General features: G+C 73.7%; 21 protein-coding genes. 3 read left to right on the plus strand and 18 right to left on the minus strand.

What is annotated here, in order from left to right; translation table 11 throughout:
• Nucleotides 1-11 precede the first annotated feature (11 nt).
• The 6 genes from pstA (ACWHYA_RS03310) to zupT form a co-directional block, all read right to left on the minus strand.
• On the minus strand, nucleotides 12-1,226 hold the full coding sequence (pstA, locus tag ACWHYA_RS03310) for a phosphate ABC transporter permease PstA (protein WP_425938936.1): 1,215 nt from the start codon (nucleotides 1,224-1,226) through the stop codon (nucleotides 12-14).
• Between the two features lies 1 nt (nucleotide 1,227).
• Complete coding sequence (pstC, locus tag ACWHYA_RS03315; protein ID WP_425938934.1) at nucleotides 1,228-2,178, minus strand: phosphate ABC transporter permease subunit PstC; 951 nt, start codon at nucleotides 2,176-2,178, stop codon at nucleotides 1,228-1,230.
• Nucleotides 2,179-2,207: 29 nt separating this feature from the next.
• Nucleotides 2,208-3,293 (minus strand): phosphate ABC transporter substrate-binding protein PstS, encoded by a 1,086-nt coding sequence (pstS, locus tag ACWHYA_RS03320; RefSeq protein WP_425938932.1) that lies wholly within the window; start codon nucleotides 3,291-3,293, stop codon nucleotides 2,208-2,210.
• A 168-nt stretch (nucleotides 3,294-3,461) separates the two neighbouring features.
• Nucleotides 3,462-6,041: an ATP-dependent chaperone ClpB gene (clpB, locus tag ACWHYA_RS03325; protein WP_425938930.1), complete on the minus strand. Its 2,580-nt coding sequence runs from the start codon at nucleotides 6,039-6,041 to the stop codon at nucleotides 3,462-3,464.
• A 113-nt stretch (nucleotides 6,042-6,154) separates the two neighbouring features.
• Nucleotides 6,155-6,739 carry a hypothetical protein gene (locus ACWHYA_RS03330; protein ID WP_425938928.1) on the minus strand — a complete coding sequence of 195 codons (585 nt, stop codon included), beginning with the start codon at nucleotides 6,737-6,739 and terminating at the stop codon, nucleotides 6,155-6,157.
• Between the two features lie 207 nt (nucleotides 6,740-6,946).
• Complete coding sequence (zupT, locus tag ACWHYA_RS03335) at nucleotides 6,947-7,759, minus strand: zinc transporter ZupT (RefSeq protein WP_425938926.1); 813 nt, start codon at nucleotides 7,757-7,759, stop codon at nucleotides 6,947-6,949.
• Between the two features lie 118 nt (nucleotides 7,760-7,877).
• On the opposite strand from zupT, the gene ACWHYA_RS03340 reads away from it, so the two are divergent.
• Nucleotides 7,878-8,423 (plus strand): O-acetyl-ADP-ribose deacetylase, encoded by a 546-nt coding sequence (locus tag ACWHYA_RS03340; RefSeq protein WP_425938924.1) that lies wholly within the window; start codon nucleotides 7,878-7,880, stop codon nucleotides 8,421-8,423.
• Here the strand turns inward: ACWHYA_RS03340 and pstB are convergent.
• From pstB to ACWHYA_RS03370, 6 genes are all read right to left on the minus strand, one after another.
• Nucleotides 8,399-9,169, minus strand: a complete 771-nt coding sequence (gene pstB, locus ACWHYA_RS03345; RefSeq protein WP_425939998.1) for a phosphate ABC transporter ATP-binding protein PstB — start codon at nucleotides 9,167-9,169, stop codon at nucleotides 8,399-8,401. The genes ACWHYA_RS03340 and pstB overlap by 25 nt on opposite strands.
• 152 nt (nucleotides 9,170-9,321) lie before the next feature.
• Nucleotides 9,322-10,275, minus strand: coding sequence for a phosphate ABC transporter permease PstA (pstA, locus tag ACWHYA_RS03350; RefSeq protein ID WP_425938922.1), 954 nt, complete (start codon nucleotides 10,273-10,275; stop codon nucleotides 9,322-9,324).
• A complete protein-coding gene (gene pstC / locus ACWHYA_RS03355) occupies nucleotides 10,272-11,252 on the minus strand; it encodes a phosphate ABC transporter permease subunit PstC (protein WP_425938920.1) in 981 nt (326 codons plus the stop codon). The genes pstA (ACWHYA_RS03350) and pstC (ACWHYA_RS03355) overlap by 4 nt, the downstream gene beginning before the upstream one ends.
• A gap of 48 nt (nucleotides 11,253-11,300) precedes the next feature.
• Entirely contained in the window at nucleotides 11,301-12,317 is a 1,017-nt protein-coding gene (locus tag ACWHYA_RS03360) for a PstS family phosphate ABC transporter substrate-binding protein (protein ID WP_425938918.1), read from the minus strand.
• Nucleotides 12,318-12,553: 236 nt separating this feature from the next.
• Nucleotides 12,554-14,185 (minus strand): CYTH and CHAD domain-containing protein, encoded by a 1,632-nt coding sequence (locus ACWHYA_RS03365; protein ID WP_425938917.1) that lies wholly within the window; start codon nucleotides 14,183-14,185, stop codon nucleotides 12,554-12,556.
• Nucleotides 14,182-14,502, minus strand: coding sequence for a ribonuclease E inhibitor RraB (locus ACWHYA_RS03370; RefSeq protein WP_425938915.1), 321 nt, complete (start codon nucleotides 14,500-14,502; stop codon nucleotides 14,182-14,184). The genes ACWHYA_RS03365 and ACWHYA_RS03370 overlap by 4 nt, the downstream gene beginning before the upstream one ends.
• 148 nt (nucleotides 14,503-14,650) lie before the next feature.
• On the opposite strand from ACWHYA_RS03370, the gene ACWHYA_RS03375 reads away from it, so the two are divergent.
• Complete coding sequence (locus ACWHYA_RS03375) at nucleotides 14,651-15,988, plus strand: DUF222 domain-containing protein (protein ID WP_448095523.1); 1,338 nt, start codon at nucleotides 14,651-14,653, stop codon at nucleotides 15,986-15,988.
• A gap of 318 nt (nucleotides 15,989-16,306) precedes the next feature.
• Here ACWHYA_RS03375 and ACWHYA_RS03380 read toward each other — a convergent pair whose 3' ends face one another.
• The 4 genes from ACWHYA_RS03380 to ACWHYA_RS03395 all read right to left on the minus strand — a co-directional run bounded on the left by ACWHYA_RS03380 (nucleotide 16,307) and on the right by ACWHYA_RS03395 (nucleotide 20,393).
• Entirely contained in the window at nucleotides 16,307-17,527 is a 1,221-nt protein-coding gene (locus ACWHYA_RS03380; protein ID WP_425943117.1) for an MFS transporter, read from the minus strand.
• A 91-nt stretch (nucleotides 17,528-17,618) separates the two neighbouring features.
• Nucleotides 17,619-18,731, minus strand: coding sequence for an AAA family ATPase (locus ACWHYA_RS03385; protein ID WP_425943108.1), 1,113 nt, complete (start codon nucleotides 18,729-18,731; stop codon nucleotides 17,619-17,621).
• Between the two features lie 256 nt (nucleotides 18,732-18,987).
• Nucleotides 18,988-19,812, minus strand: coding sequence for an SIR2 family NAD-dependent protein deacylase (locus ACWHYA_RS03390; protein WP_425943107.1), 825 nt, complete (start codon nucleotides 19,810-19,812; stop codon nucleotides 18,988-18,990).
• Complete coding sequence (locus ACWHYA_RS03395) at nucleotides 19,809-20,393, minus strand: protein-L-isoaspartate O-methyltransferase family protein (protein WP_425943106.1); 585 nt, start codon at nucleotides 20,391-20,393, stop codon at nucleotides 19,809-19,811. Before ACWHYA_RS03395 ends, ACWHYA_RS03390 begins: the two co-directional genes overlap by 4 nt.
• A gap of 124 nt (nucleotides 20,394-20,517) precedes the next feature.
• Here ACWHYA_RS03395 and ACWHYA_RS03400 point away from each other — a divergent pair, with 124 nt between their 5' ends.
• Nucleotides 20,518-23,130, plus strand: coding sequence for an excinuclease ABC subunit A (locus tag ACWHYA_RS03400; RefSeq protein WP_425943105.1), 2,613 nt, complete (start codon nucleotides 20,518-20,520; stop codon nucleotides 23,128-23,130).
• Between the two features lie 105 nt (nucleotides 23,131-23,235).
• Here ACWHYA_RS03400 and ACWHYA_RS03405 read toward each other — a convergent pair whose 3' ends face one another.
• Nucleotides 23,236-23,679, minus strand: a complete 444-nt coding sequence (locus ACWHYA_RS03405; protein ID WP_425943104.1) for a heat shock protein transcriptional repressor HspR — start codon at nucleotides 23,677-23,679, stop codon at nucleotides 23,236-23,238.
• Nucleotides 23,679-24,767, minus strand: coding sequence for a DnaJ C-terminal domain-containing protein (locus ACWHYA_RS03410; RefSeq protein WP_425943103.1), 1,089 nt, complete (start codon nucleotides 24,765-24,767; stop codon nucleotides 23,679-23,681). The genes ACWHYA_RS03405 and ACWHYA_RS03410 overlap by 1 nt, the downstream gene beginning before the upstream one ends.
• Nucleotides 24,768-24,852: the final 85 nt, after the last annotated feature.

Below are 24,852 nucleotides of genomic sequence, written 5' to 3' on the forward strand. Positions count from 1 at the left end.
GTGCTGACGGGTCAGCGGCCGTTCCGGGGCGCGAACAGGGTGGCGATGAGCCGGGCGAGCAGGTTGAGGGCCACCACCACGAGCACCAGCAGCAGCGCGGCGGCCCACGCCCGCTCCAGGCTGGGCTCGCGCACGGCCGGGCTCAGCGGCTTGGTGAACATGAAGAAGGCGTAGACCGCCAGGGTGTTCATCGGGCCCTCGAGCGGGTTCCAGTTGAGCGCTCGCGCGTAGCCGATCGCGACGAGGAGCGGTGCGGTCTCCCCGATGACGCGGGCGATGGCCAGGGTGATGCCCGACGCCAGGCCGGAGGCGGCGGTGGGCAGCACGACCTTGGTGATCGTGCGCCACTGGGGCACCCCCAGCGCCAGGCTGGCCTCGCGCAGCTCGCGGGGCACGATGCGCAGCATCTCCTCGCTGTTGCGCACGACGGTGGGGATCATCAGCACCGAGAGCGCCACGGCGCCCGCCAGGCCCATCTTCGCGTCCCGCAGCCCGAAGATCTGGGCGAACAACGCGAAGGCGAACAGGCCGGCCACGATCGAGGGGATCCCGGTCATCACGTCCACGAAGAAGCGGATCGCGCTCGACAGCCGGTTGCCGCCGCCGTACTCGACGAGGTAGATCGCGGTGAACAGGCCGATGGGCACGGAGATGAGGGTCGCCAGGCCGGTGACGACGAGCGTGCCGACGACCGCGTGGAAGGCTCCTCCGACGAAGTCGGCCCGACCCTCGGCGTAGGCCTGGTCGTGCACCCCGGTGACGCCGTTCATCGTCTGCCACAGGAACTGCAGGTCGAACCCGCGGCCGGCGCCCAGGGTGAGCACCGTCCACAGGATGGACAGCAGCGGCAGCAGCGCCAGGGCGAAGGCCAGGTGGACGAGGGCACCCATCACGTGGTCGACGGCGACCCGGTGCCCTCCCAGGACGCGGTATGCCGCATACACCCCCAGGAGGTGGGTCGCCGCCCCCAGGGCGACGGCCGCGCCCGGGTGGAGCCCGGTCAGCCAGGTGAGCGCGCCGACCAGGACCGCGACGACCCCGACGACGAGCGCCGGGACCCGGGTCGTGGGGCGCAGGGGCGACATCACCAGGCCCTCGACCTCGTCGAGGCGTCGGCCCGGTGGGGGGTCGGCGGGCTGCAGGAGGTCGTCGCGGACCACCCGCAGGCCGGGCACGTCCGGTCCGTGCTGCTCCGGACGGGGGGTGGGGCGGGTCGGCGTCGGCATGTCAGCTGGCTCCCGAGAAGGCCGCCCGGCGGGCCACGATCCAGCGGGCGACCAGGTTGACCGCGAGGGTGATCACGAAGAGGACGAGGCCGGCGGCGATGAGCTCGGACAGGCGCAGCCCGGCCGCCTCCGGGAAGTTGAGGGCGATCTCGGAGGGGATCGTCTTGTTGCCGCTGCCCAGCATGTTCAGGGAGAAGGCCCCCGGCGCCAGGATGATGGCCACCGCCATGGTCTCCCCCAGCGCGCGACCCAGGCCCAGCATCGTGCCTCCGACGATGCCCGGCATGCCGAAGGGCAGGACCGCGGTGCGGATCATCTCCCACTTGGTCGCGCCCAGGGCCAGCGCGGCCTCCTCGTGCAGCCTGGGCGTCTGCAGGAAGACCTCCCGCGACACCGAGGTGATGATCGGCAGGATCATCACCGCCAGGACGAGCGAGGCCGTGAGCAGGGTCCGTCCGGTCGCCGAGGCCTCGCCGAAGATCGGCAGGAACCCCAGGTTGCGCTCCAGCCAGCCGAAGAGCGGCCCCAGGCGTGGCGCGAAGACCGCCAGGCCCCACATCCCGAAGACCACCGAGGGCACCGCGGCCAGCAGGTCGACCACGAAGCCCACCGCCGCACCGATCCGGCGCGGGGCGTAGTGGGAGATGAACAGCGCGATCCCGACCGCGACCGGCGTGGCCACCAGCATCGCCACGACCGAGCTGACGACCGTGCCGAAGACGAGCGGGAGCACGTAGGCCCCGAACCCCGCGCCTCCCGTGACCTCCTCCGGGTCGGCCGTGAGGGCGGGCACGGCCTCCTTGGCGAGGAAGAAGGCGACCCCGGCCAGGGTGAGCAGGATGAGGACCGCGGAGCCGAGCGAGGCGCCGGAGAAGATCACGTCACCGGGACGGCGGGGAGCCCGGGGCGTGCTCGGCGGGGACGTGGTGCGTCCCGGAGCGGATGGGGTCATGGGTGTCCTTGCGGTGCTCGCACGGCCGGTCAGCCGCCCTCGATGGTCTCGATCAGCGCGTCCGCGCGCTCGCGGAGGGAGTCCGAGATCGGCGAGGACCCCGCGGCGCGCGCCGCCGCCTGCTGGCCCTCCTCGGACACGACGTAGTGCAGGAAGTCCCGGACCAGCTCGGCCCGTCTCTCCCGCTCGTAGTGCGTGCAGGCCACGTGGTAGGAGACCAGCACGATCGGGTAGGCGCCCGAGGCGGAGGTGTCCCGGGCGAGGTCGAGCGCGAGGTCGCCCTCCAGCCCGGTGTCGACCGGCTCGGAGGCGTCGACGACGCGGGCCGCAGCCTCGGGCGAGAACTCCACGAACTCCTCCCCCACCCCGATCGCGACCGAGCTGCCGGTGACCACGGACGCGTCGGCATACCCGATGGCGCCCTCGGTCGCCTCGACGACCTGGATGACCCCCGTGTTCTGGGGCGCCGCCTCGGCCGGCACGGGCCAGGCCTTGTCGACCTCGTGCGGCCAGGCGTCGGGGGCGGCGGCGGCGAGGTACTCGAGGAAGTTCTCGGTGGTGCCCGAGTCGTCCGACCGGTGCACGACGGTGATGTCGGTGGAGGGCAGGTCGACCCCGGGGTTGTCCTCGGCGATCGCCGGGTCGTCCCAGCCGGTGATCTCCTGGTCGAGGATCCGCGCGAGGGTCTCGGGGCGCAGCTGCAGGTCCTCGACGCCGGGGAGGTTGTAGGGCAGGGCGATCGGCGAGATGTAGACCGGCACGTGCAGGGCCCCGCGGGGCCCGCAGACCTCCTTCACCGCCTCGCGCTCCTCCTCGTCGAGAAAGGCGTCGGTGCCGCCGAAGTCGGTGGCCCCGGCGACGAGGTTCTCGCGGCCGCCGCCCGAGCCGATCGCGTCGTACTGGACGAGCACGCCGGGCTGCTCCCCCTGGTAACCGGCGATCCAGGCGGTCATGGCCGCCTCCTGGGCCGAGGAGCCGGACGCCTTCAGGTCACCGGTCAGGGTGCCGCCGTCGGCGGCGGCGATCATCCCGGTGGGGTCGTCGTTGCCGCAGGCGGCGAGCAGGGGGAGGGTGGTGGCCAGGACGACGGCCAGGACACGGCGCGGGACCAGCACGCAGAACCTCTCTGGGGTGGGGGAACGACGGGCGTGACCGTCGCGCGCCGGGTGCCCGGTCACGCGATCGGGCACCACGAGCCGACGCCACCGTAGGACACCCAGGTGAACAACAGGTGAAGAACCGCCCCCGCCGTTCACCCGGGCGTCATCAGCCGCCGGGCGGGGTCACCGCAGCGCGAGGGCGTCCCCGTCGGCCGCGACCTCCACGACGACCTCCTGGCCGTCCCGGACCTCGCCGGAGAGCAGGCCGCGGGCCAGCCGGTCGCCGATCTCGGTCTGCACCAGGCGCCGCAGCGGACGCGCCCCGTAGGCGGGGTCCCAACCCCGCTCCGCCAGCCACCGCGCCGCCTCGTCGGTGACGTCGAGGGTGATCCGACGGTCCGACAGCCGTCGGGCCAGCTGCTCGACCTGAAGCCCCACGATCGTGGCCAGCTCCTCGCGGCTGAGCGCGTCGAAGAGCACCACCTCGTCGAGCCGGTTGAGGAACTCCGGCTTGAACGCGGCCCGGACCATCGCCATGACCTGCTCCCGCCTGGTCTGCTCGTCCGTGGTCTGGTCCACGAGGAACTGGCTGCCGAGGTTGGAGGTCATCACGAGGATGACGTTGCGAAAGTCCACGGTGCGTCCCTGCCCGTCGGTCAGGCGTCCGTCGTCGAGGACCTGGAGCAGGATGTCGAAGGTCTCCGGGTGGGCCTTTTCCACCTCGTCCAGCAGCACGACCGAGTAGGGCCGGCGGCGCACAGCCTCGGTGAGCTGCCCGCCCTCCTCGTAGCCGACGTACCCGGGAGGCGAGCCCACGAGCCGGGCCACGGCGTGCCGCTCGGAGTACTCCGACATGTCGATGCGGACCATCGCCCGCTCGTCGTCGAAGAGGAAGTCGGCCAGGGCCTTGGCCAGCTCGGTCTTGCCGACGCCGGTGGGACCGAGGAAGAGGAAGGACCCGGTCGGGCGGTCGGGGTCGGAGATCCCGGCCCGGGCCCGCCGCACGGCGTCGGAGACGGCGCGCACCGCGGCCCGCTGGCCGATCAGCCGGCGGCCGATGACGTCCTCCATCCGGAGCAGCTTCTCGGTCTCACCCTCCAGGAGGCGGCCGGCGGGGATGCCGGTCCACATCGAGATGACGTCGGCGATGTCGTCGGCGCCCACCTCGTCCTTGACCATCGGTGCCTCGGTCGGGGTCGAACCACGGGCCTCCTCCTCCTGCGCCGCGACGAGCTCGGCCTCGGCGGCCGGGATGTCGCCGTACAGCAGCCGGGACGCGGCGGCGTAGTCACCCTCGCGCTGGAGCCGGTCGGCCTGGGTGCGCAGCTCGTCGAGCCGCGCCTTGAGCTCGCCGACCCGGTTGAGACCGGACTTCTCCGCCTCCCACCGCGCGGTGAGGGCCGCCAGCTGCTCCTTCTTGTCGGCCAGGTCGGCGCGGAGCCGCTGCAGCCGCTCGACCGAGCCCGCGTCGTCGGTCTCCTCGGCCGCCTTCTTGACGTGCATCTCCTCCATCGTCAGGCGGTCCACCTGGCGCTGGAGCTCGTCGATCTCCACCGGGGAGGAGTCGATCTCCATCCGCAGACGGCTGGCCGCCTCGTCGACGAGGTCGATCGCCTTGTCGGGCAGCTGACGACCGGAGATGTAGCGGTCGCTCAGCGACGCGGCCGCGACGAGGGCGGTGTCGGAGATGGCCACCTTGTGGTGCGCCTCGTAGCGCTCCTTGAGCCCGCGCAGGATCGCGATGGTGTCCTCCACGCTCGGCTCTCCCACGAAGACCTGCTGGAAGCGGCGCTCGAGGGCGGGGTCCTTCTCGATGTTCTCCCGGTACTCGTCGAGCGTGGTCGCGCCGACCATGCGCAGCTCACCCCGGGCCAGGAGCGGCTTGAGCATGTTGCCGGCGTCCATCGAGGAGTCTCCGGAGGCGCCGGCGCCGACGACGGTGTGCAGCTCGTCGATGAAGGTGACGACCCGCCCCTCGCTGGCCTTGATCTCTCCCAGGACGGCCTTGAGCCGCTCCTCGAACTCGCCGCGGTACTTCGCACCGGCGACCATCGCGCTCAGGTCCAGCGAGATGAGCGTCTTGCCGCGCAGCGACTCGGGCACGTCGCCGGCCACGATGCGCTGGGCCAGGCCCTCGACGACCGCGGTCTTGCCGACGCCCGGGTCGCCGATGAGGACGGGGTTGTTCTTGGTCCGTCGCGAGAGCACCTGGACCACCCGGCGGATCTCCGCGTCGCGCCCGATGACCGGGTCGAGCTTGCCCTCGCGGGCCATCGCGGTCAGGTCGGTGCCGTACTTGCCCAGGGCGTCGAAGGTCGCCTCGGGGTCGGCCGAGTCGACCTTCTTGCCGCCCCGCAGCGTCGGGATGCGCTCCTCGATGGCGGCCTCGTCCAGCACGGCGAACTGCCCGGAGCGCGCCAGGGCCAGCAGCAGGTGGTCGGTGGAGACGAAGTCGTCCCCCATCCGGCCCATGACCTCCTGGGCCTCCTTGACGACGCCGTGCATCGCCCGGGACAGCCCGGGGTTGCCCATCGTCGACCCCGACGCGGTGGGCAGCCCGCGCAGCACCCCCTCGGCCGCCTGGGCGGCCATGGCCGCCGAGGAGCCGGTGGCCTCCAGCAGCGGGGCGGTCGTGGTCTCGCCCTGCTGGGCCAGGGCGCGCAGCAGGTGGGCCGGCTCGACCTGGGCGTGACCGGCGGCGGCGGCGTCGCGGACGGCGGTGGACAGGGCCTCCTGGGCCTTGGTGGTCAGGGACAGATCCATGGGACTCCTACCTCACGGTGGATCGGGAAAAGGACTCTGGAGATGACAACCGGCCCGAAGTTGAGCCTATTCCGCTCAACTTCGGGCCGGTTCGCCACCCGTCCCGGCCGGCCCTACGCCCAGGGCTGGAACTCCTCGGTGACCTCGAACGTGAAGAAGCGCCTCATCGTCGACTCGGACTCGTCGGTCGGCTCCGACCAGTAGTTGAGCACGGCCCAGCGTCGGTCCTCCTCCGGGAGCTCGAAGGTCCGTTCCGTCCCCGCTCCCGTCCCGGTCGTCGCCGTCAGGGTGTGCTCACCGGGCGGGAGCTCGAGGCCGAACTCGATCCAGTTGTGCCCCTCCTCGAAGGCGAAGTCCTGGTCGATCAGCTGCTCGCCGTCGACCGCGACCGTGATCCCGACGACCTCCTCCGTGGGCACCTGGTTGCTGACGTGCAGGACCAGGTCGGCGTCCTCCGCCCCGACCAGGCGCGGCAGGTCAGCGGCGGCGTCCGGCTCCTCCGTCGGCACCGGCGCCTGCGTGGTCGGTCCGGCGACGTCGGCCGGTTCCGGCGCGGTCGTCGTCGGGGTGGCGACGTCGACCGCGGTCGGAGCCTCGCCCGACACGTCCGGGGACCCTGCGGGTCCGGGTGATGATGACACGCAGCCCGCCAGCAGCAGGCTGCCCAGCACGAGCACGGTCGGTGCGGTGGTTCTCATGGCTCCTCCTCGGAACGTCGTTGCTCCTGGGACGCCGCACGGGCCCGTCAGGTTGGGTCCCTCGTGCGCGGTTTCTCGGTCGGGCCCCTCGCACCTGCCACCACGGCAGGCTCCCTCCCCCAGCCACCAGCCACCAGCCACCAGCCACCGGCCACCGGCCACCAGCCACCGGCCACCGGCCACCAGCCACTGGGCCCCTCCGCCCGGTCAGCCCACGGGCGGGGCCAGCAGCTGGATGCTCAGGGCCATCACGACGGCTCCCAGGAAGAAGCCGACCAGCGACTGGCTGTAGTGCGTCTCGTAGCGCCGGGCCGCCGGCAGCAGCTCCAGGAAGCTGACCGCGAGCATCATCCCGGCCACGAGCGCCAGGGACAGGACGAGCCACTCCTCGGGGAGCACCGCCCGCAGCAGGACGTAGCCCACGACCGCCCCGACCGGTTCGGCGAGCCCGGAGAGGGTGGCCCAGAAGAGCGCCGTCGCCCGGCTGCGGGTCGCCGCGTAGATGGGTGCGGCCACCGCCAGCCCCTCCGGGACGTTGTGGATCGCGATCGCCGTGGCGAGCGCGATGCCACCGCTGGGCCGCTCGAGGGTGGAGATGAAGGTGGCCAGCCCCTCCGGCAGGTTGTGCAGAGCCACGACCGCGGCCAGCAGCATCCCGCTGCGCAGGAGCCGCCCGTCCAGCTCGCCGCTCGCGACCCGCAGGGCCTCGTCCCCGCCGGCCAGCTCGGCGGGGTTCACCTCGTGCGGGATGGCCTTGTCGATGAGCAGGACCGCGATGGTTCCCACCAGCATCGCTCCCCCGACCCAGGCGAGGTTCCAGCCGAACCCCACCACCTCCCGCAGCGCCACCGCCGCGGCAGGGGCGATCTCCACCACCGAGATCGTGATCATCAGTCCGGCGGCGAAGGCGAGCGCGGCGGCCAGCCACTGCCGGCGGAGCACCTGGTCGTGCGTGCCGAGCCATCCGCCCACGACGGTGGACAGGCCGGCGAGCACGGTGACGACGAAGGCGAGCGTCACGTCATACCTCCCCGCGTCGGTGGGTGCCGGTGCCGGGTGAGGGACGCCGCGGCGCCGGACCCGTGTGCCGATTGTGCCGCAGGGCGCCACCCGTCCCGAGCGGGGGCAGGATGGGGGTATGCGGATCACGTGCGTCCAGGGAGACCTCACCACCCAGCGTGTCGACGCGGTCGTCAACGCCGCCAACTCCGGCCTGCTCGGGGGCGGCGGGGTGGACGGGGCGATCCACCGTGCGGCCGGGCCCTCGCTGCTGGCGGAGTGCCGACAGGTCCGGGCCAGCGTGTGGCCCGACGGCCTGCCCGTGGGCGAGGCCGTGGCCACCGGGGCCGGGGACCTCGCGGCGCGCTGGGTCATCCACACCGTGGGGCCGGACCGGCACGCGGGTCAGACCGACCCCGCCCTGCTGACCTCCTGCTTCGTCCGCAGCCTGGAGGTCGCGGGCGAGGTGGGCGCCAGGACGGTGGCCTTCCCGGCGGTCAGCGCGGGGATCTACGGCTGGGACCCGGCCCAGGTCGCGGACGTCGCGGTGGCCGCGGTCAGGGACCGCGGCCCCTCGGTGCCTGGGCTGGAGGAGGTCCGCTTCGTCCTGCTCGGGGAGCCGGTGCTCGGCGAGTTCCGGCGGGCGGTGGCGAGCGCGGGTCAGCCGAAGCGGCCGGAGATGTAGTCCTCGGTCCGCTGGTCGGAGGGGTTCTCGAAAATCTTCGAGGTGCGGTCGTACTCCACGAGCAGACCGGTCCGGTTGCCGGTCGTCTCGTCGGGACGGGCGGTGAAGAAGGCGGTCCGGTCCGAGATGCGGGCCGCCTGCTGCATGTTGTGCGTGACGATGATGAGCGTGTAGTCCTGCCGCAGGTCGAGCATGAGGTCCTCGACGGCGCCCGTGGCGATGGGGTCCAGCGCAGAGCACGGCTCGTCCATGAGGATCACGTCGGGCTCGGTGGCGATGGCCCGGGCGATGCACAGGCGCTGCTGCTGACCGCCCGAGAGGGAGTAGCCGGACTCCTTGAGCTTGTCCTTGACCTCGTCCCACAGGGCAGCACCGCGCAGGCACTTCTCCACGTGGTCGTCCATGCTGTCGACCTTCATGCCGGTGACGCGCGGGCCGTAGGCGACGTTGTCGTAGATCGACTTGGGGAAGGGGTTGGCCTTCTGGAAGACCATCCCGATGTGCCTGCGGACCTCGATCGGGTCCACCTCCGGGGCGTAGACGTCCTGGTCGTGGTAGAGCACCTGGCCCTCGACCCGGGCCGAGGGCACCAGGTCGTTCATCCGGTTCAGACAGCGCAGCACGGTCGACTTGCCGCACCCCGACGGGCCGATGAGGGCGGTGATCTCGTTGCGTCCGAACGCCAGGTCGACGTCGTGGACCGCGTGGAATCCGCCGTAGAAGACGTTCAGGCCGCGGGCCTCCATCACCGGGACGGGGCGTTCGGGGATGTCGTGTCCCGGCATCGTGCGGGCGGGGGTGTGGGCGACGGTGTCGGTCACGGTCGGGTCTCCTTGGGGCGGGGGTGCCGGAGGGGTGTGCGGTCGGGGGCGCGGGTGGCGGGCGGGCAGGCGGAGCATCACAGCTCGCGGGTGAAGCGGTTGCGGATCCAGATGGCCACCGAGTTCATCGCCAGCAGGACCCCGAGCAGGAGGATGATCCCGGCGGCGGCAAGGATGCGGAACTCCTCCTGCGGGCGGACGGCCCACTGGAAGATCTGCACGGGCAGGACCGTGTAGGCGCCGTCGAAGAAGCCGTCCGGGTTGTAGGTGACGAAGACGGTGGCCCCGACCAGGAGCAGGGGGGCGGTCTCACCGATGGCCCGGGAGAGCGCCAGGATCGTGCCGGTGACGATCCCCGGCACGGCGGCCGGGAGCACGTGGTGCCAGATGGTCTGCCACTGGGTGGCACCCAGGCCCATCGATCCCAGCCGCAGGCTGTTGGGGACGGCCCTGATCGCCTCGCGCGCCGCCAGGATCACGGTGGGCAGGACCAGGAGCGCCAGGGTGAGCGACCCGGCGTAGGCCACGGGTCCCAGGCTCAGCGGGCCGCGGACGATGAACGCCAGGCCCAGGATGCCGAAGACGATCGAGGGCACGGCCGCCAGGTTCTGGATGTTCAGCTCGATGAAGCGCACCCACGCCTTGGTGTGGTCGGCGAACTCCTCCAGGTAGATCGCGGCGGACACCCCGATCGGGACCACGGTGACGACCACGCCGACCATGACGTAGATCGTGCCGAAGATCGCCGACTGCATGCCGGAGGTCTCCCGGTCCAGCGTCGAGGGCATCTGCGTGATGAGGTTCAGGTCCAGCCGAGGCAGGCCGCGGGCGAAGGCCTGGACGATGACCGCCAGGAGGGTCACGAACGCGAGCACGAGGCAGAGGATCAGGAGCGCCTTGAACACGCCCCCCTTCCACTTGCCTCCGCGCTGACGCCCGTCGAGCCCCAGCTCGGTGACTCGGCGGGCCGCTGCCACGCCGGTGCGGTTGGGGCCGTTCAGACGGGCGGGGTCGAGGGTGGGCCGGCTCATTCGTAGGTCTCCCGGAACTTGCGGACCAGGGCGATGCTGATCATGTTCATGACGAAGGTCATGAGGAAGAGCAGCGCGCCGACGGCGAAGATCGTGTAGTAGGTCGTGGTGCCGTGCCCGATGTCTCCGGTCGAGGTCCGGGCGATGAACGTGGTCATCGTCAGCACCGAGTCGTTGGGCCAGAAGGTCAGGTTGGCCGAGGCTCCGGCGGCCAGCAGCACGATCATCGTCTCGCCGATGGCCCGGGAGATCCCCAGGACGAAGCTCGCGACGATGCCGGAGAGCGCGGCGGGGACGACCACCCGGGTGGCCACCTGCATCCGTGTCGACCCCAGGCCGTAGGCCGCCTGGCTCAGGCCCGAGGGGACGGCGCTCATGGCGTCCTGCGAGATGGAGGCCACCGTGGGGATGATCATGACACCCATGACGAGCCCGGCCGACGCGGCCGAGAAGATGCCCGGCGGCTCGCCGAGCTTCCCGGGCAGGAAGGTGGGCCAGAACTCCCGCAGGAGGGGCGTGACGAAGGTCATCGCGAAGAAGCCGTAGGCGACCGTGGGGACTCCCTCGAGGACCTCCAGGATGGGCTTGAGGACCTTGCGGGCGCGGGTGCCGGCGTACTCGCTGAGGTAGATCGCCGCCCCCAGACCGGCCGGGATCGCGATGAGCAGCGCCCAGAAGGTGACGTTGAGCGTGCCGACCACCAGCCGGAGCACGCCGAAGCTGGGGTTGCTGGAGTTGGTGGGGGCCCAGAAGTCGGTGGAGAAGAAGTCCGCGGGGGCTACCCGCTGGAAGAACTCGACGGTCGGGGGGATCAGGGAGAAGACGATCCCCGCCGTGACCAGGACCGAGAAGGCCGCGCAGAGGAACAGCCATCCGACGACGACCTTCTCCCCCCAGCGGGGGGAGCTCGCCCGGAGCGAGAGCGGTGCGTCCGCCCGGGCCCCGGAGGTGGTCCCCGGACGCGTGATGGTGCTCATGCTCCTCCTTCTGCGGTCCTGGTCACGGGTGGGTGGTGCCGACCGGGGTCAGCGATCCCCGCCGAGGGAGGCGATCTGGTCGAGGGCGGTCTGCTTCTGCTCCTCGGTCAGCGCGATGAAGCCGGCCGCGTCGGCGATCTCGTCGGAGTTGTTCACGTAGAACTCCGCGAACGCCTTGACCTCGGGCTTGTCGGCGATCGACTCGCCCTTGGGGTAGATGAACAGCTGACGGCCCAGCGGGTTGTAGTCGCCCGCCTGCACGGTCTCCTCGGAGGGCGCGACGCACTCGCCGGCCTCGTTCTCCACCTCGATGGCCTTGACCTGGTCGCCGGCCTCCAGCACGAAGGACAGCGGGATGAAGGCCATGGCGCCCACGCCGCCGGAGACACCGGTGACCGCGGCGTTGTCGTCCTCGCCGATGTCGTTGTAGTCCTGCCGGATGTTCCCCTCCTCGCCGTTGATCGCCTCGGTGAAGTAGTCGAACGTGCCGGAGTCGGTGCCGGGGCCGTAGAGCGTCAGCTCCTCGTCCGGGAACTCGGGGTTGATGTCGCTCCAGGACGCGGCGGTGGAGCCGTCCATCCAGGCGGTGTTGAGCTCCTCGACGGTCAGGCAGGTCGCCCAGTCGTTCTCGGGGTTGACCACGACGGCGAGCCCGTCGTTCGCCACGCCGAGCTCCTCGTAGGTGATGCCGGCCTCCTCGCAGGCGGCGATCTCCTCGTCCTTGATCTGCCGGGAGGCCATCGAGATGTCCGTCTCGCCGTTGCAGAACTTCTCGAAACCGCCACCGGTGCCGGACGTGCCGACGGCGACGCGGACGTCGGGGTTCTCCTGCATGAAGAGCTCGGCGGCCGGCTCGGTGAGCGGGGTGACCGTGGAGGAACCGTCGATGGCGATGTCGCCGGAGAGGGCGCCGTCCTCGGACCCGCCCTCGGTGCTCTCCTCGGAGCCGGCGGCGGCCGGGGTGGTGTCGTCGGTGCTGTCCTCACCGTTGCCGCACGCGGCCAGGACCAGGACGGCGGCGGCCACGACGGAGGTGCGGGCCATGGTCTTGTGCCGAAGGGACACAGGATTTCCTTTCGTACCGGGACGCGGAGGCTCGCCTCCGCCGCTGGCGGTGCCAGCTCCTCCATGGAAGAGGCCGGACATGAACCGTCCGTGGCTCCCGGTTGGCCGGGGGGTGACCGTTGGCCGTCGGTCTGTCCCCTGCGTGTCACCTGGTGTTCACCCGGTGCCGGCCGGGGCCCGCTGCGGGGCGGCCCGACCAGCAACGCAGTGCGGTCAGCACCGCGACGTGGGGCCGGTCAGCGCCGCAGGGCGCGGTCTACGGCATCGTCTCCCCGGGCCACCAGGTCCGGCACCCGCGCGCCGTCGTCACCGGCGACCACCCCCAGGCTGAAGCTCGGCACGCCGTCCGACCCGGCCACGGCCGCCAGCTCCAGGAGCCTCTCCCGGGTGACCACGACGTCCTGGAGCTCGCCGAGGGCCTCGGTCACCTCCTCCCACCGGCGGGCGGACTCCTCGGCCACCGGCCCGAGAGCCGGGACCAGGGCCTCCCACCCGTAGCGGGCAGCCTTGGCCCGCTTGCGCGTCTCGTGCCGGTCGTGGAGCGCACCGAGGGCTCCGGGGTCGCCCAGGCCGCCCGGATCCTCCGGGTCGTCGCGACCGGCCGGGTCGTCCCCACCGCTCCCGTCACCCGGGTCGTCGCGACTGGCCGGGTCGTCGCGACCGCCCGCGTCACCCGGGCCGTCGAACGGACGCGTCGCCCGCACCGAGCGGGCCACCCGCTCGACGGCCTGCTCGACGAGGGACGGCAGGACCTCGTCGGCCCGCTGCCGGGCACGAGCCCGCCACGGCGGGTCGGCGAGCAGGTCCAGGAGGGCGTCGGTCAGCTCCAGGTATCGGTCGGAGTCCATTCCGGCACGGAGCGCGTCGTGGGCACGGGCGTGCTCCTTGTCCAGACTGGCCCGGGCGGAGTCGACCACGTCGCCGACGAGCAGGTCTGCCGGCAGGGACTCCAGCCGGCCGAGGACGCGGTCGCGCACCACCTCCGCGTCGCGCGGTGCCCCCAGGAGCCCGGCCAGCCAGGCCACCTCGTCCCGCAGCGGGTCGGTGACCTCGCGGTCGAGCAGTCGGTCGAAGGTGCGCAGGGCGCTCCGCAGGCGCCGGGTGCCGACCCGGGCCTTGTGCACGGCGTCCGGGGCGTCGGCCTGCAGGTCCTCCTCCCGGCCGACGACCGCGGCGACCTGTGCTGCGAGGTAGGCGTGCAGGACCGCGGCGGCGGGGTCGCGAGGACGCAGACCCTGCCCGCGGGCTGCGCGGTCGGGGCGCTTGCCCAGGGCGCGGGCCAGCTTGGACGGGGAGTCCGCCGGGACCACCCCCTGTGCCGCGAACCGGTCGGTGACGGCGTCCAGCAGGGCGTCGTCGGTGGCGGTGGGGACCAGCTCGACCTCCAGCTCGCGCCAGCGACGCTCCTCCGGCAGGGCGGTCACCCGGTCGTCGCACAGGGTGGCCACGACGCTGCCCCGGTCGTCCATGAGCTCCGTCTGGGTCCGGTGGGTGATCAGGGTGGCCACCGGCAGGAGGGTGGCGTCCAGGCCGGTCGGCCAGTCGGTGCCGAGGGCGGCCACGACCGCGCGCAGATGACCGTCGGGCACCCGCGTCCGGCCCGGGCCCCGGGTCAGCGGCGAGTGCAGCTCCAGGCGCGAGCCGTCGGGCCGCGGAAGCTTCACGTGCCACCCCTCGTCGGGTCCCCCCTCGCGTCGGCGCAGGGTGATCCGGTGCCGGATCAGCAGCAGGTCGGTGGTGTCCAGGTACACCGCCCGCATCCGGTGCTCGACCGTCTCGCCGACCTCCAGCAGGCCCTCGAGCCGAGGAAGGGCCTCCTCCTCCGCCAGGGCGAACGTCCGCTCCCGTTCGACCTGCTCGTGGGTCACTGCTCGTCCGGTTCCGGCGGCACCGGCGGCCGGTGGTCCCCCGGCTGGTCGTACCACCCGTCGTTCTCCCGGGCGATCTGGGTGAAGCGCTCGCGCAGCCCCTCGTACGCCCCGCCCCCGGAGGCGTCCGGCAGACGGGTGTCGAGCACGTAGACGGCCCACTCGTGGTCCTCGTCGTCCTCCTCCGTCCGGGCGGCCTCCCTGATGACCCGGACCTGGGCGAAGCCCTCCTCGCGGAGCTCCTCGGCCAGCTCTTCGGCGCCCTCACGGTCGGGAAGGATGATGAGGTGCTCGCTGCCTGGGTGCGGTGTGCTCACGGCTCCCAGGGTATGGCGTGATCGGCACCCGGGGCGGACCGATGGATCCGTCGAGGTCCGCACCGGGAGCGTCCCCGCAGGCCGGGGTCTCCTGCGCCTGGCAGGCCGACGGCCAGGGTGTGTCGGACACCTCTCGTACGTTTGTCCTATGAGGGAGTCCTGGGGTGGGGAGGTGTTGCGGACCTCGGCGGGGGCGCTGGTCGGGGAGGGTTCGTGGCCGGCGGCGCGGTTGCCGGGGGAGCGGGTGGTGGGGTGTCTGCGGGAGGCGGGTCGGGAGGCCACCCTCGCCGACCTGGCGGCTCAGGACGTGGCGCTGGTGCAGGACGTCGAGCTGGACGCGGCCCTGGGTGCGGTGTCGGTGGTGGCGGGGGCGGTGGAGCGGGCTCGGGTGCGGCTGGCGGTGGAGGCCGCCGGCCGGGGGCTGCCCACCGCGGCCGGGATGACCCTGACCGACTGGTTGCGCGCCCGCTGCCCGGAGGTGCCCCGGGGTGTGCTGCACGACCTGGTGCGCCTGGCCCGGGCCGGGCAGGAGGGGGTGCACGCACCCCTGCTGGAGGGGGTGCTGTCCGGCGGCATGCCGCTGGCCCGGGCGGCCAGCCTGCACCGGGCGCTGGCCCGGATCCGGGGGGCGCTGTCCCCGCAGGACTACGAGCAGGCGGTGGGGCTGCTGGCCGACGCCGGGTGCAACCCCGTGTTCGAGGAGGCGGACGTCGCCCGGGTGAGCGGCCGGTTGCTGGCCGCGTGCCTGCCGGAGAAGGAGCACGAGGAGCGGCGCCGCGCCCAGCACCAGCTGCGCGACGTGCACGAGTCGTCCCTGGCCGACGGATCCGTGCAGCGGATCATCATGACCTTCGGCGAGGACGGCGACTACCAAGCCGTCCGCGCGATCCTGAGGTCACCCCTGGCCGCACCGGCCACCGCAGTGGAGGTCGAGGCCACCGGCCAGCAGGACACCCGCACCCCCGGGCAGCGCCGGTACGACGCGCTGATGACGGTGCTGCGCCGCGGTGTGGCCGGCACCAGAGGTGAGCCCACCACGCCCAAGGCCACCGTGGTGGTGACCATGGACCTGGACACCCTGCGCGCCGACCTGGCCGACACCGGTGGGCTCGTGCCCGGGTGCGGCGCCACCCTGGAGGGCGACCTGGTCGCCGCGGAGTCGGTGCGCCGGCTGGCGTGCGAGGCCGACCTGGTCCCGATGGTCCTGGGCAGCGAGGGTGAGGTGCTGGACCAGGGCCGCCGCCAGCGCCTGGTCACCCCCGGGCAGCGCCTGCGCCTGGCCGTGCGCGACCGCGGCTGCACCATCCCCGGGTGCACCGTCCCGGCGACCTGGTGCGAGGCCCACCACATCCTGCCCTGGGCCCGAGGTGGCCGCTCGGACCTGTCCAACTACGCCCTGCTCTGCCCGCGGCACCACACCTGGGTCCACGACAAAGGGCTCACCGCCACCATCACCACCCACGGCACCACCTGGCACCTGAGATGACCCCGCCCCGCACCCGGCCCACCACCGGCCGGGCCACACCCATGCCCCATCTCATCCCCGACTGCCAGGCCCGTGTGACCGGGACCCGCACAGCCGGGGCACAGACGCCTCCGGCCCTCACCCTGAACGTCCGGGGCACAGGCGCCTCCGGCCCTCACCCGGTCAGCCGGGCACAGGCGCCTCCGGCCCTCACCCGGTCAGCCGGGCACAGGCGCCTCCGGCCCTCACCCGGACGGCCGGGGCACGGGCGCGTACGACCCTGACCGGGGAACCGCGCCACAGACTCGGCGGGAGCTCACAGCGGACTGCCGCACCCGGTCACTCCACCGCCCCGACGTCGGAGCGGGCCGCGTGCTCGTGGAGGGTGAGCGGCTCGGGGGCGCGCAGCCAGGGCAGTGCCCCGAGCAGGCAGACCACCCCGGTGACCGCGAAGGCCACCGGGAAGCCCCAGGTGTCGGCGACCAGCCCGATGAGGATCGGCCCGACGATGGCGCCACCGTCCTGGGCCATCTGGAAGACGGAGAGGACCTTGCCCGCGTTGCGCTCCTGACCGACGACGTCGGCCACGGCGGCCTGCTGACCCGGGTTGACCATGCCCGCCCCCACCCCGGAGACGACGGCCAGGGCGAGGAGCACCGACAGCCCGACCGAGCTGGACCCGGGGACGGTGGCCAGCCCCATGAGCCCCATGCCTGCCCCCATGACGAGCAGCCCCACGAGGACCAGCGGCCGCCGGCCGACCCGGTCGGCGGCGCGACCGGAGAACTGCAGGGTGACGGCCGTGCCGACCGCGCTGACCGCGAGCACGACGCCGGCCGCCCACGGCTGGTCGAGCACGGCGATCGCCAGCAGGGGAAGCACCGCCATGCGGACGCCGAAGTTGGTCCACCCGTTGGCCACCCCGGAGACCAGGGCTGCCCGGTAGACCGGGGAGGCCCAGGCCTCGGCGAGTGACATCGTGGGGCGCTCGGCGGACCCCGCCGGCGGAGCGGGCAGCCGCTCCCCTCCGAGACCCACGGCCACCACGACGGCGGCGACGACCAGCACCACGGCATACACGACGAAGGGTGCCCGCAGGCCGAACCCGGCGAGCAGGCCGCCCAGGAGGGGCCCGGCCATGCCGCCGATGAGGAAGGCCGAGGCGTAGGCGGAGGAGACCCGGCCGCGCAGGTGCGGGGGTGCGAGGCGGACGAGGAGGGCCATCGCCGAGATGGTGAACATCGTCGAGCCGATGCCGCCGAGCCCCCGGAAGAGCAGGAGCTGGCCGTAGGACTGGGCGAACGCGGTCGCCAGCGAGGAGACCGCCACCACCAGGAGGCCGGCGAGGTAGACGGGCCGTTCGCCCAGCCGGGAGACCAGGGCGCCACCGGCGGGTGCGAAGACGAGCCGGAAGAAGGCGAACGCGGACACCACGACCGAGGCCGCGGCCACGCCGACGTCGAAGGAGCGGGCGTAGGCCGGCAGGACCGGGGAGACGATCCCGAAGCCGAGGGCGATGACGAACGCGGCGCCGACGAGGATCCAGATCGGGGGCGGGATGCGGGTGTCGACGGCGGCGCGGGCCGCGGTCGGGCGGCGGTCCGGGCCCCCCGGGCTCCCGGCACCGGCGGCTCCGGTGCGGGTCGGGCGGTCAGCGGGGCTGGGCACGCAGGTGCTCCCTCAGGTAGGGCAGGGTGACGTCGACGAATCCGTGGCTGGTGGGCCGGATGAGCTCGCGGTCGATGAGCCTGGCGCGGTAGACGTTCTGCTGCTGCATCGGCACCCCCATCCGCTCGGCGATCTCCCGGGTCGAGGAGGGCCCGTCGTCCACGGCCATGGCGCGCAGGTAGGAGCGCTGCCCCTCGGGCAGGGGTGCCACCGCGGGTGCGTGCACGAGCCGGCCCATCCGCTCGACGACCAGGGGTCGGGTCGAGCGCACGTGCCGAACGGTGACCTCCTCCCGGGCGGGGTCCACCCGCCAGGCGTGGTAGCCGACGAGCTGGAGCAGGTAGGGGTAGCCGTGGACGATCTCCACGAGGGCGGCGACCGCGTCGTCGGCGAGCGTGCGACCGGCGTCGCTCACGGTGGCCCGGGCGGCCTCGGCGACCTCCTCGGCGGTGAGCAGGTCGAGGTGGACGCGCTCGGCCCGACGCAGGAAGGTGGTGCCGCCCTGACGCAGCAGCTGGTCCACCCCCACGGGCAGACCGGCGGCGGCGAAGGCGACCTCGCGCTCGTCGCGGACCAGGTGCTGGTAGACCGTCGCAAACCGCCCCACGACCTGCGGGTCGGCGTCCTGGACCTCGTCGAGGGTGAACATCATCCCGGTCTCGTGGACGGCCAGGACGTCGCTGAGACGCTCCAGCAGCCGGGTCAGCGAGCGGTGCACCGGATAGCGGTCCTCGACCTCGGTGGAGACGGAGCCGACGCCGCTCACGCCCGCCCCGGTGAACCGGCGCCTCACGGCCGTCGCATCGTGCTCGGCGAGGAGCGCGGGCACGGTCGAGGTCTCGAGCTCGGTGAGCATGTCCGGCCCCTCGGGCAGCCGCAGCACCAGCCACCCCCGGGTCCGGGCGATCTCCTCCAGCTCGTTGAGGACCACGGTCTTGCCCATCCCCCGTGCGCCGCTGACTAGCAGCGACCGCAGGGGCGAGCCGGGACCCTCGTCGAGGGCCACGTCGACGTCCTGCAGGAGGTCGGTGCGGCCGGCGAGCACCCGGGGGGACACGCCGAAGCTGGGTCGGAACGGGTTGGTCGTCCCCGGCACGCCTCTCACCTCCACCTCCGCTACCGCCGTCGGTCTCCGCCGGGTCCTACGCTCACCGCCGGTCTCCGCCGGGTCCTAAGCTCACCGTCGGCCTCCGCCGGGTCCTACGCTCACCGTCGGCCTCCGCCGGGTCGGCGATCACCGTCGGCCTCCGTCGGAGCCGCGCTCACCGTCCAGCCTGGCCGCAGCGCTGTGTCATCTGTTACATCTCCTGGCGCCTGTTACATCTGTTGCATCCTCGCCCGGAGCGACCAGACTAACCGCGGGGTCCGACATCTCCCAGCCGGGCCACCAGCGCCGGGAGGGCCGCGGCCGCGGTGGCACGCCATACCTCGTCCGCAGCCTCGGTCACCGCGGTCGGTGCCGGGTTGACCTCGACCACCGGTACCCCGCCCACCCCCGCCAGGTGGGGGATCGTCGCGGCGGGGTGCACCAGCCCGGAGGTGCCGACGACGAGGAGCAGGTCGGCCTCCCGGGCGACGTCCACCGCCGCCAGGAAGCCGTCCTCGGGGAGCGCCTCGCCGAACCAGACGACCCCCGGTCGTACCGGGCCTCCGCAGGTGTCGCAGGGCGGCGGGTCCACCCGGGCGACCGGCTCGTCCAGCTCCGGGTACACCGCGCCACCGGGCCTGCCGCACACGCTGCAGCGCAGCGCGAACAGGCTGCCGTGCACGTGGGCCAGGACCTCCGAGCCGGCCCGCTCGTGCAGGTCGTCGACGTTCTGGGTGACGATGCCAAGGCGCACGCCCGGACGGGCCTGCCACCCGGCGAGCGCCAGGTGGCCCGGGTTCGGCTGGGCCCGGCGCACGAGGGTGGCCCGCCAGGCGTACCAGGCCCACACCTGCGCCGGGTCGGCCGCCCAGGCGCCCGGGGTGGCCAGCTCCAGGGGGTCGAAGCGCTCCCACAGCCCGACCTGGGCGTCGCGGAAGGTGGGGATCCCCGACTCCGCCGAGATCCCGGCCCCGGTGAGCACGCACACCCGTGCGGCATCCCGCGCCAGCTCCAGGATCCGCGGCGGGACCTCGACCGCGCCCGACGGGGTGCCCTCGGCCGTCCCCCCGGGTCCGACCAGGGACGTCACGGACGCCTCAGCGGGACGAACCTGTACCAGCCCGGGGCAGGCTCGATCTTCGCCTCCCCGGCCGCCCTGGTGACGGTCACGAGCCGACCCTCCAGGGGCAGCACCATCCGTCCGTCGTCGACGAGCTGGTCGACCAGCTCCTCGGGCAGCTCGCGGGCCATCGCCGAGACCAGGATGCGGTCGAACGGGGCGGCGTCGGGCGCCCCCAGCTCCCCCTCCGCGGCCACACGGACCTCGGCCCGTCCCAGGCCGTCGCGACGCAGCCGGGCGGCCGCGTCCTCGACGAGCTCGGGCACGATGTCGACCCCGACGACGCGGCCCTCGGCTCCGACGAGGCGGGCCAGGATCGCGGTGGTCCAGCCCGAGCCGCACCCGACGTCGAGGACCTGCTGGCCGGGCCGTACGTCGAGCAGGTCGAGCATGGTGCGCACCGTGGTCGGTTGGGAGCAGGTCGCCTCGTGGCCGATCGCCACCGGTGCGTCGATCCCCGCCCGCTCGCGGACGCCCTCGGGCAGGTAGCCGGCCCGGGGCGTGGCGTCCATGGCCCGGCGGACGGGGCTGTCGCGTCGTCGCCCGAACACCCCTCCACGGTATGCCGTCGCGCCCCCGCCCGCCTCCCTGACCCGTCCGCGCCACCTCCCTGGCCGGTCAGGGCCGCCTCCCTGACCCGTCCGGACGGGCCGGGCCCGCGCCTAGTCTGTCCCGGTGACGACCAGTGCTCCCGACCCCGCGCCGCCGACGACCGTGCCGGCCGGGCGCATCGAGGTCCGGGGCGCCCGGCTGCACAACCTGCGCGACGTGGACGTCGACCTGCCGCGGGACGCGTTGGTCGCGGTGACCGGGGTGAGCGGCTCGGGCAAGTCCAGCCTGGCCTTCGGCACGATCCACGGCGAGGCGCAGCGGCGCTACCTGGACTCGGTCGCCCCCTTCGCCCGGCGGCTGATCCACGCGGCGGTCGACCCGCAGGTCCGGGACGTGCACGGCCTGCCGCCCACCGTCGCGCTCGAGCAGGGGCGAGGCTCCGGCACGTCGTCCCGCTCGACCGTGGGGACGGTGACCACGGCGGGCAGCACGCTGCGGATGCTGTGGTCGCGGTGCGGCGACTACCCGGCGGACGTGGGGCCGATGGACTCCGACCACTTCTCGGCGAACACCGCCGCGGGTGCCTGCCCGGGGTGCGGCGGGCTGGGGGTCGAGCACGTGCCGACCGAGGCCTCGATGGTGCCCAACCCCTCGCTGTCCGTCGCCGAGGGCGCGGTCGCGGCCTGGCCGGGGGCGTGGCTGGGCAAGAACTACCGCGACATCGTCGCCACCCTGGGGCACGACGTGGACGTGCCGTGGCACGACCTGCCGCGAGCGACCCGGGAGTGGATCCTGTTCACCGACGAGCAGCCGGTCGTCACCGTCGTGCCCACGCGGGACCCGGAGCGCATCCAGCGGCCCTACCGGGGCACCTTCTCCTCGGCCCGTCGCTACGTGCTGCGGACGCTGGCCGAGACGCGGAGCACCACCCAGAGGCAGCGGGCGCTGCGGCACGTCGAGTCGCGGCCGTGCGAGGTCTGCTCCGGCCGGCGGCTGCGGCCCGAGGCCCTGCGCGTGCGCTGGCAGAAGATGGCGATCGACGAGGCGTCCGCACTTGCGGTCTCGACGCTGCTGCCGCTCCTGCAGCGGCGGCTGGCCGCGTCCGAGGACGGGGCCGGGGCCGGGACGCACCCGGGCTCGGCGCGGACCGAGGCCGAGCGGGTGCTGCTGGAGGACGTGTCCGGTCGGCTGGAGCTCATGGTGGAGCTCGGCCTGGGCCACCTGGCCCTCGGGCGGTCGGTGGCCACGGTGAGCTCCGGGGAGCTGCAGCGGCTGCGCCTCGCCACGGCGCTGCGGTCGGGGCTGTTCGGGGTGGTCTACGTGCTCGACGAACCGTCGGCCGGCCTGCACCCCAGGGACACCGACCGGTTGGTGCGGCTGCTGCGCGAGCTGGTGTGCGCGGGCAACACCGTCGTGGTCGTCGAGCACGACATGGCGGTGGTGCGGCGCTGCGACTGGGTCGTCGACGTGGGCCCGGGGGCGGGGACGGAGGGCGGGGAGGTGCTGTGGTCCGGACCGGTCTCCGGTCTCGCCGCGGTCACGACGTCGGTGACGGCCCGCTACCTCGACCGTCCGGTGCACCCGGAGGAGATCCACCCGACCTCAGCGCCGGGGACGACGGGCGGGCCCGCCCGACAGGACACCCGGGGCGTCCCGACGGGTCGCGCAGCACGCCGCGGAGCGGGTGGGGTGCTGGAGCTGCGCGGCCTGACCAGGCACACCGTGCGCGGGGTCGACCTCGACCTGCCGCTGGGCGCGCTCACGGTGGTCACCGGCATCTCCGGCTCGGGCAAGACCAGCCTGCTCGACGCCGTCCACGACGTGGTCGGCGAGCAGCTGGCCCGGGTCGAGGACGAGCGCGCGCCGGAGGACTCGGCGACCGACGCGGAGGACGACCTGCAGGACGGGCCGTCCGCGAACGACCTCGCGGGGCAGGCGGGACCGGAGGGTCCGGCCCGGGCCGTCGCCCGGGCGAGCGGGCACGGCATACCGACCCGGGTCGTGCGGATCACGCAGAAGCCGATCGGCCGCTCCCCCCGCTCGACGCTGGCGACCTACACCGGCCTGTGGGACCCCGTGCGCCGGCTCTTCGCGGCGACGCAGGAGGCGCGGGAACGGGGGTTCACCGCGAGCCGGTTCAGCTTCAACACCGCGGCCGGACGCTGCCCGACCTGCCAGGGCGAGGGGGCGGTGTCGGTCGAGCTGCTCTTCCTGCCCGGGACGTACTCGGCGTGCCCCGACTGCCGGGGCGACCGGTTCGGGGCGGAGACGCTGGAGGTCCGGTGGCAGGGGCGGACCGTGGCGGACCTGCTGCGGCTCACCGTGTCCCAGGCCCTGGACGCGCTCGGCGAGGTGGCGCCGGCGCGCCGGGCGCTGGCCGCGCTGCAGGCCCTGGGGCTGGGCTACCTCGCCCTGGGGCAGCCGGCCACCGAGCTGTCCGGCGGGGAGGCCCAGCGGATCAAGCTGGCGACGGAGCTGCAGAAGGAGCGGCGGGCGCCGACGCTGTACGTGATGGACGAACCCACCACCGGGCTGCACCCGGCCGACGCCCACCGCCTGCTGGCCCAGCTGCACACCCTGGCCGACAGCGGCCACACCGTGCTGCTGGCCGAGCACGACCCCGCCGCGGAGCAGACCGCGGACCACGTGGTCGAGCTCGGGCCGGGGGCCGGGGGCGACGGGGGTCGCGTGGTCCGCGCGGGGCCACCCTGGTCGGCGGTCGGCCCGACAGGCTGACGTGGCGCCCACCGGGTGCCGCTCAGGACCGGCTGGTGTCCTCCCGGCAGGGACGCCGACCGCGGTGTCCGGCCGGGGTGGCTCCGAGCGACCGGGAGGAACCCGTCAGTCCTCGAACGGCCAGCCCTGCGGACGCCAGAGCGTCAGCGAGGTGCCCGGGGAGGTCGGCCGCGGGCGGGTGCCGGCGCGCAGGGCCACCACCTCGCCGTGACGGCCGGCGGCGAAGACCCGGGGCAGCTGGCCCACGGCCTCGCGCAGCGCGTGGTTCTCGGCGGTCAGCCGAGCCACCCGGGAGCGCAGGTCCTCGACCTCGTTCTCCAGGTCGAGGACCCGACGGATGCCCCCGAGGCCGACCCCCTCGGCCGAGAGCCGCTGGACCTCGCGCAGCCGGTCCACGTCCCGCGCCGAGTAGCGGCGGCCGCCGCCGCGGGTGCGGGACGGCACGACCAGGCCCAGCCGGTCGTACTGGCGCAGGGTCTGGGCGTGCATCCCGGCGAGCTCGGCCGCGACCGAGATCACGTAGACGGGAGTGTCCCGATCCATGCTCATCACCCCTGGGCGCGCCTCATCAGCTCGGCGCGCGGGTCCGTGCCGACCTCCTCGGCCTGCAGGGTCTCCACGGCCGCCCGGGCGTCGTCGGAGAGCCGCTGGGGCACGACGACCTGCACCCTGGCCCGGAGGTCACCGGCGCCCCCCTTGGCCTTGATGCCGCGTCCCTTGACCCGCAGCACCCGCCCCGAGGGCGTGCCGGGCGCGATCCGCACCTTCACCGGCGCGCCCTCCAGCGTGGGCACCTCGACGGTGGCCCCGAGGGCCGCCTCGGCGAAGGTCACCGGCAGGTCGACGGTGAGGTCGTCGCCCTCCCGGCCGAACACGGGGTGCGGCTCCACGGTGACGTGCAGGATGAGGTCGCCCGGCTCGCCGCCCGGGACCGGTGCCGGCATCCCCTTGCCTCGCAGCCGGATCCGCTGGCCGTCCTTGACGCCCGCGGGGATGCGGGTGGTGATGCGCCCGCCGTCGGGCTTGCTGAGGGAGACCGTGTCACCGGTCGTCGCGGCCCGGAAGTCGATCGTGGTGCGCGCCTCGACGTCCTGGCCACGGACCGTGCGACCACCGCCGGGGTAGCTCCCGCCGGGGAACCCTCCCCCGCCCGGGCGACCCTGCCCGCCACCGGGGAAGCCCTGGCCGCCGCCCGGGAAGCCCTGCCCGCCGAACCCGCCGGCGCCGCCGAAGGCACCGAGCAGGTCCTCGAGGTCGATGCCTCCGGCACCGGGGCCGCCCGAGGTGCTGAAGCGCACGTTCTGGGCACCCCCACCGCCGCCGAACATCTGGGCGAAGACGTCCTCGAAGCCACCGGTCCCACCGGCGGCCCCGGGGCCGCCCGCGGTGAAGCGGGCCCCGCCGCCCATGGCGCGGACCGCGTCGTACTGCTTGCGCTGCTCGGCGTCGGAGAGAACCGCGTAGGCTTCACCGATGTCCTTGAACCGCTGCTCCGCCGCGGCGTCACCGGGCTTGGCGTCCGGGTGCCACTCGCGGGCGAGCTTGCGGTAGGTCTTCTTCAGCGTCTTCTCGTCGACGTCCTTGGGCACGCCGAGGATCGCGTAGAAGTCCTTGTCCATCCAGTCCTGGCTGACCACCGGTCCTCACCTCCTCCTTCGTCGTCCCGGTCGTTGCGCTGTCGGTCCTGCTGGCCCCCGCCCCGGCCGGTCCGGGGGGACCGGC

It is taken from the genome of Ornithinimicrobium carbonis, assembly GCF_977012275.1.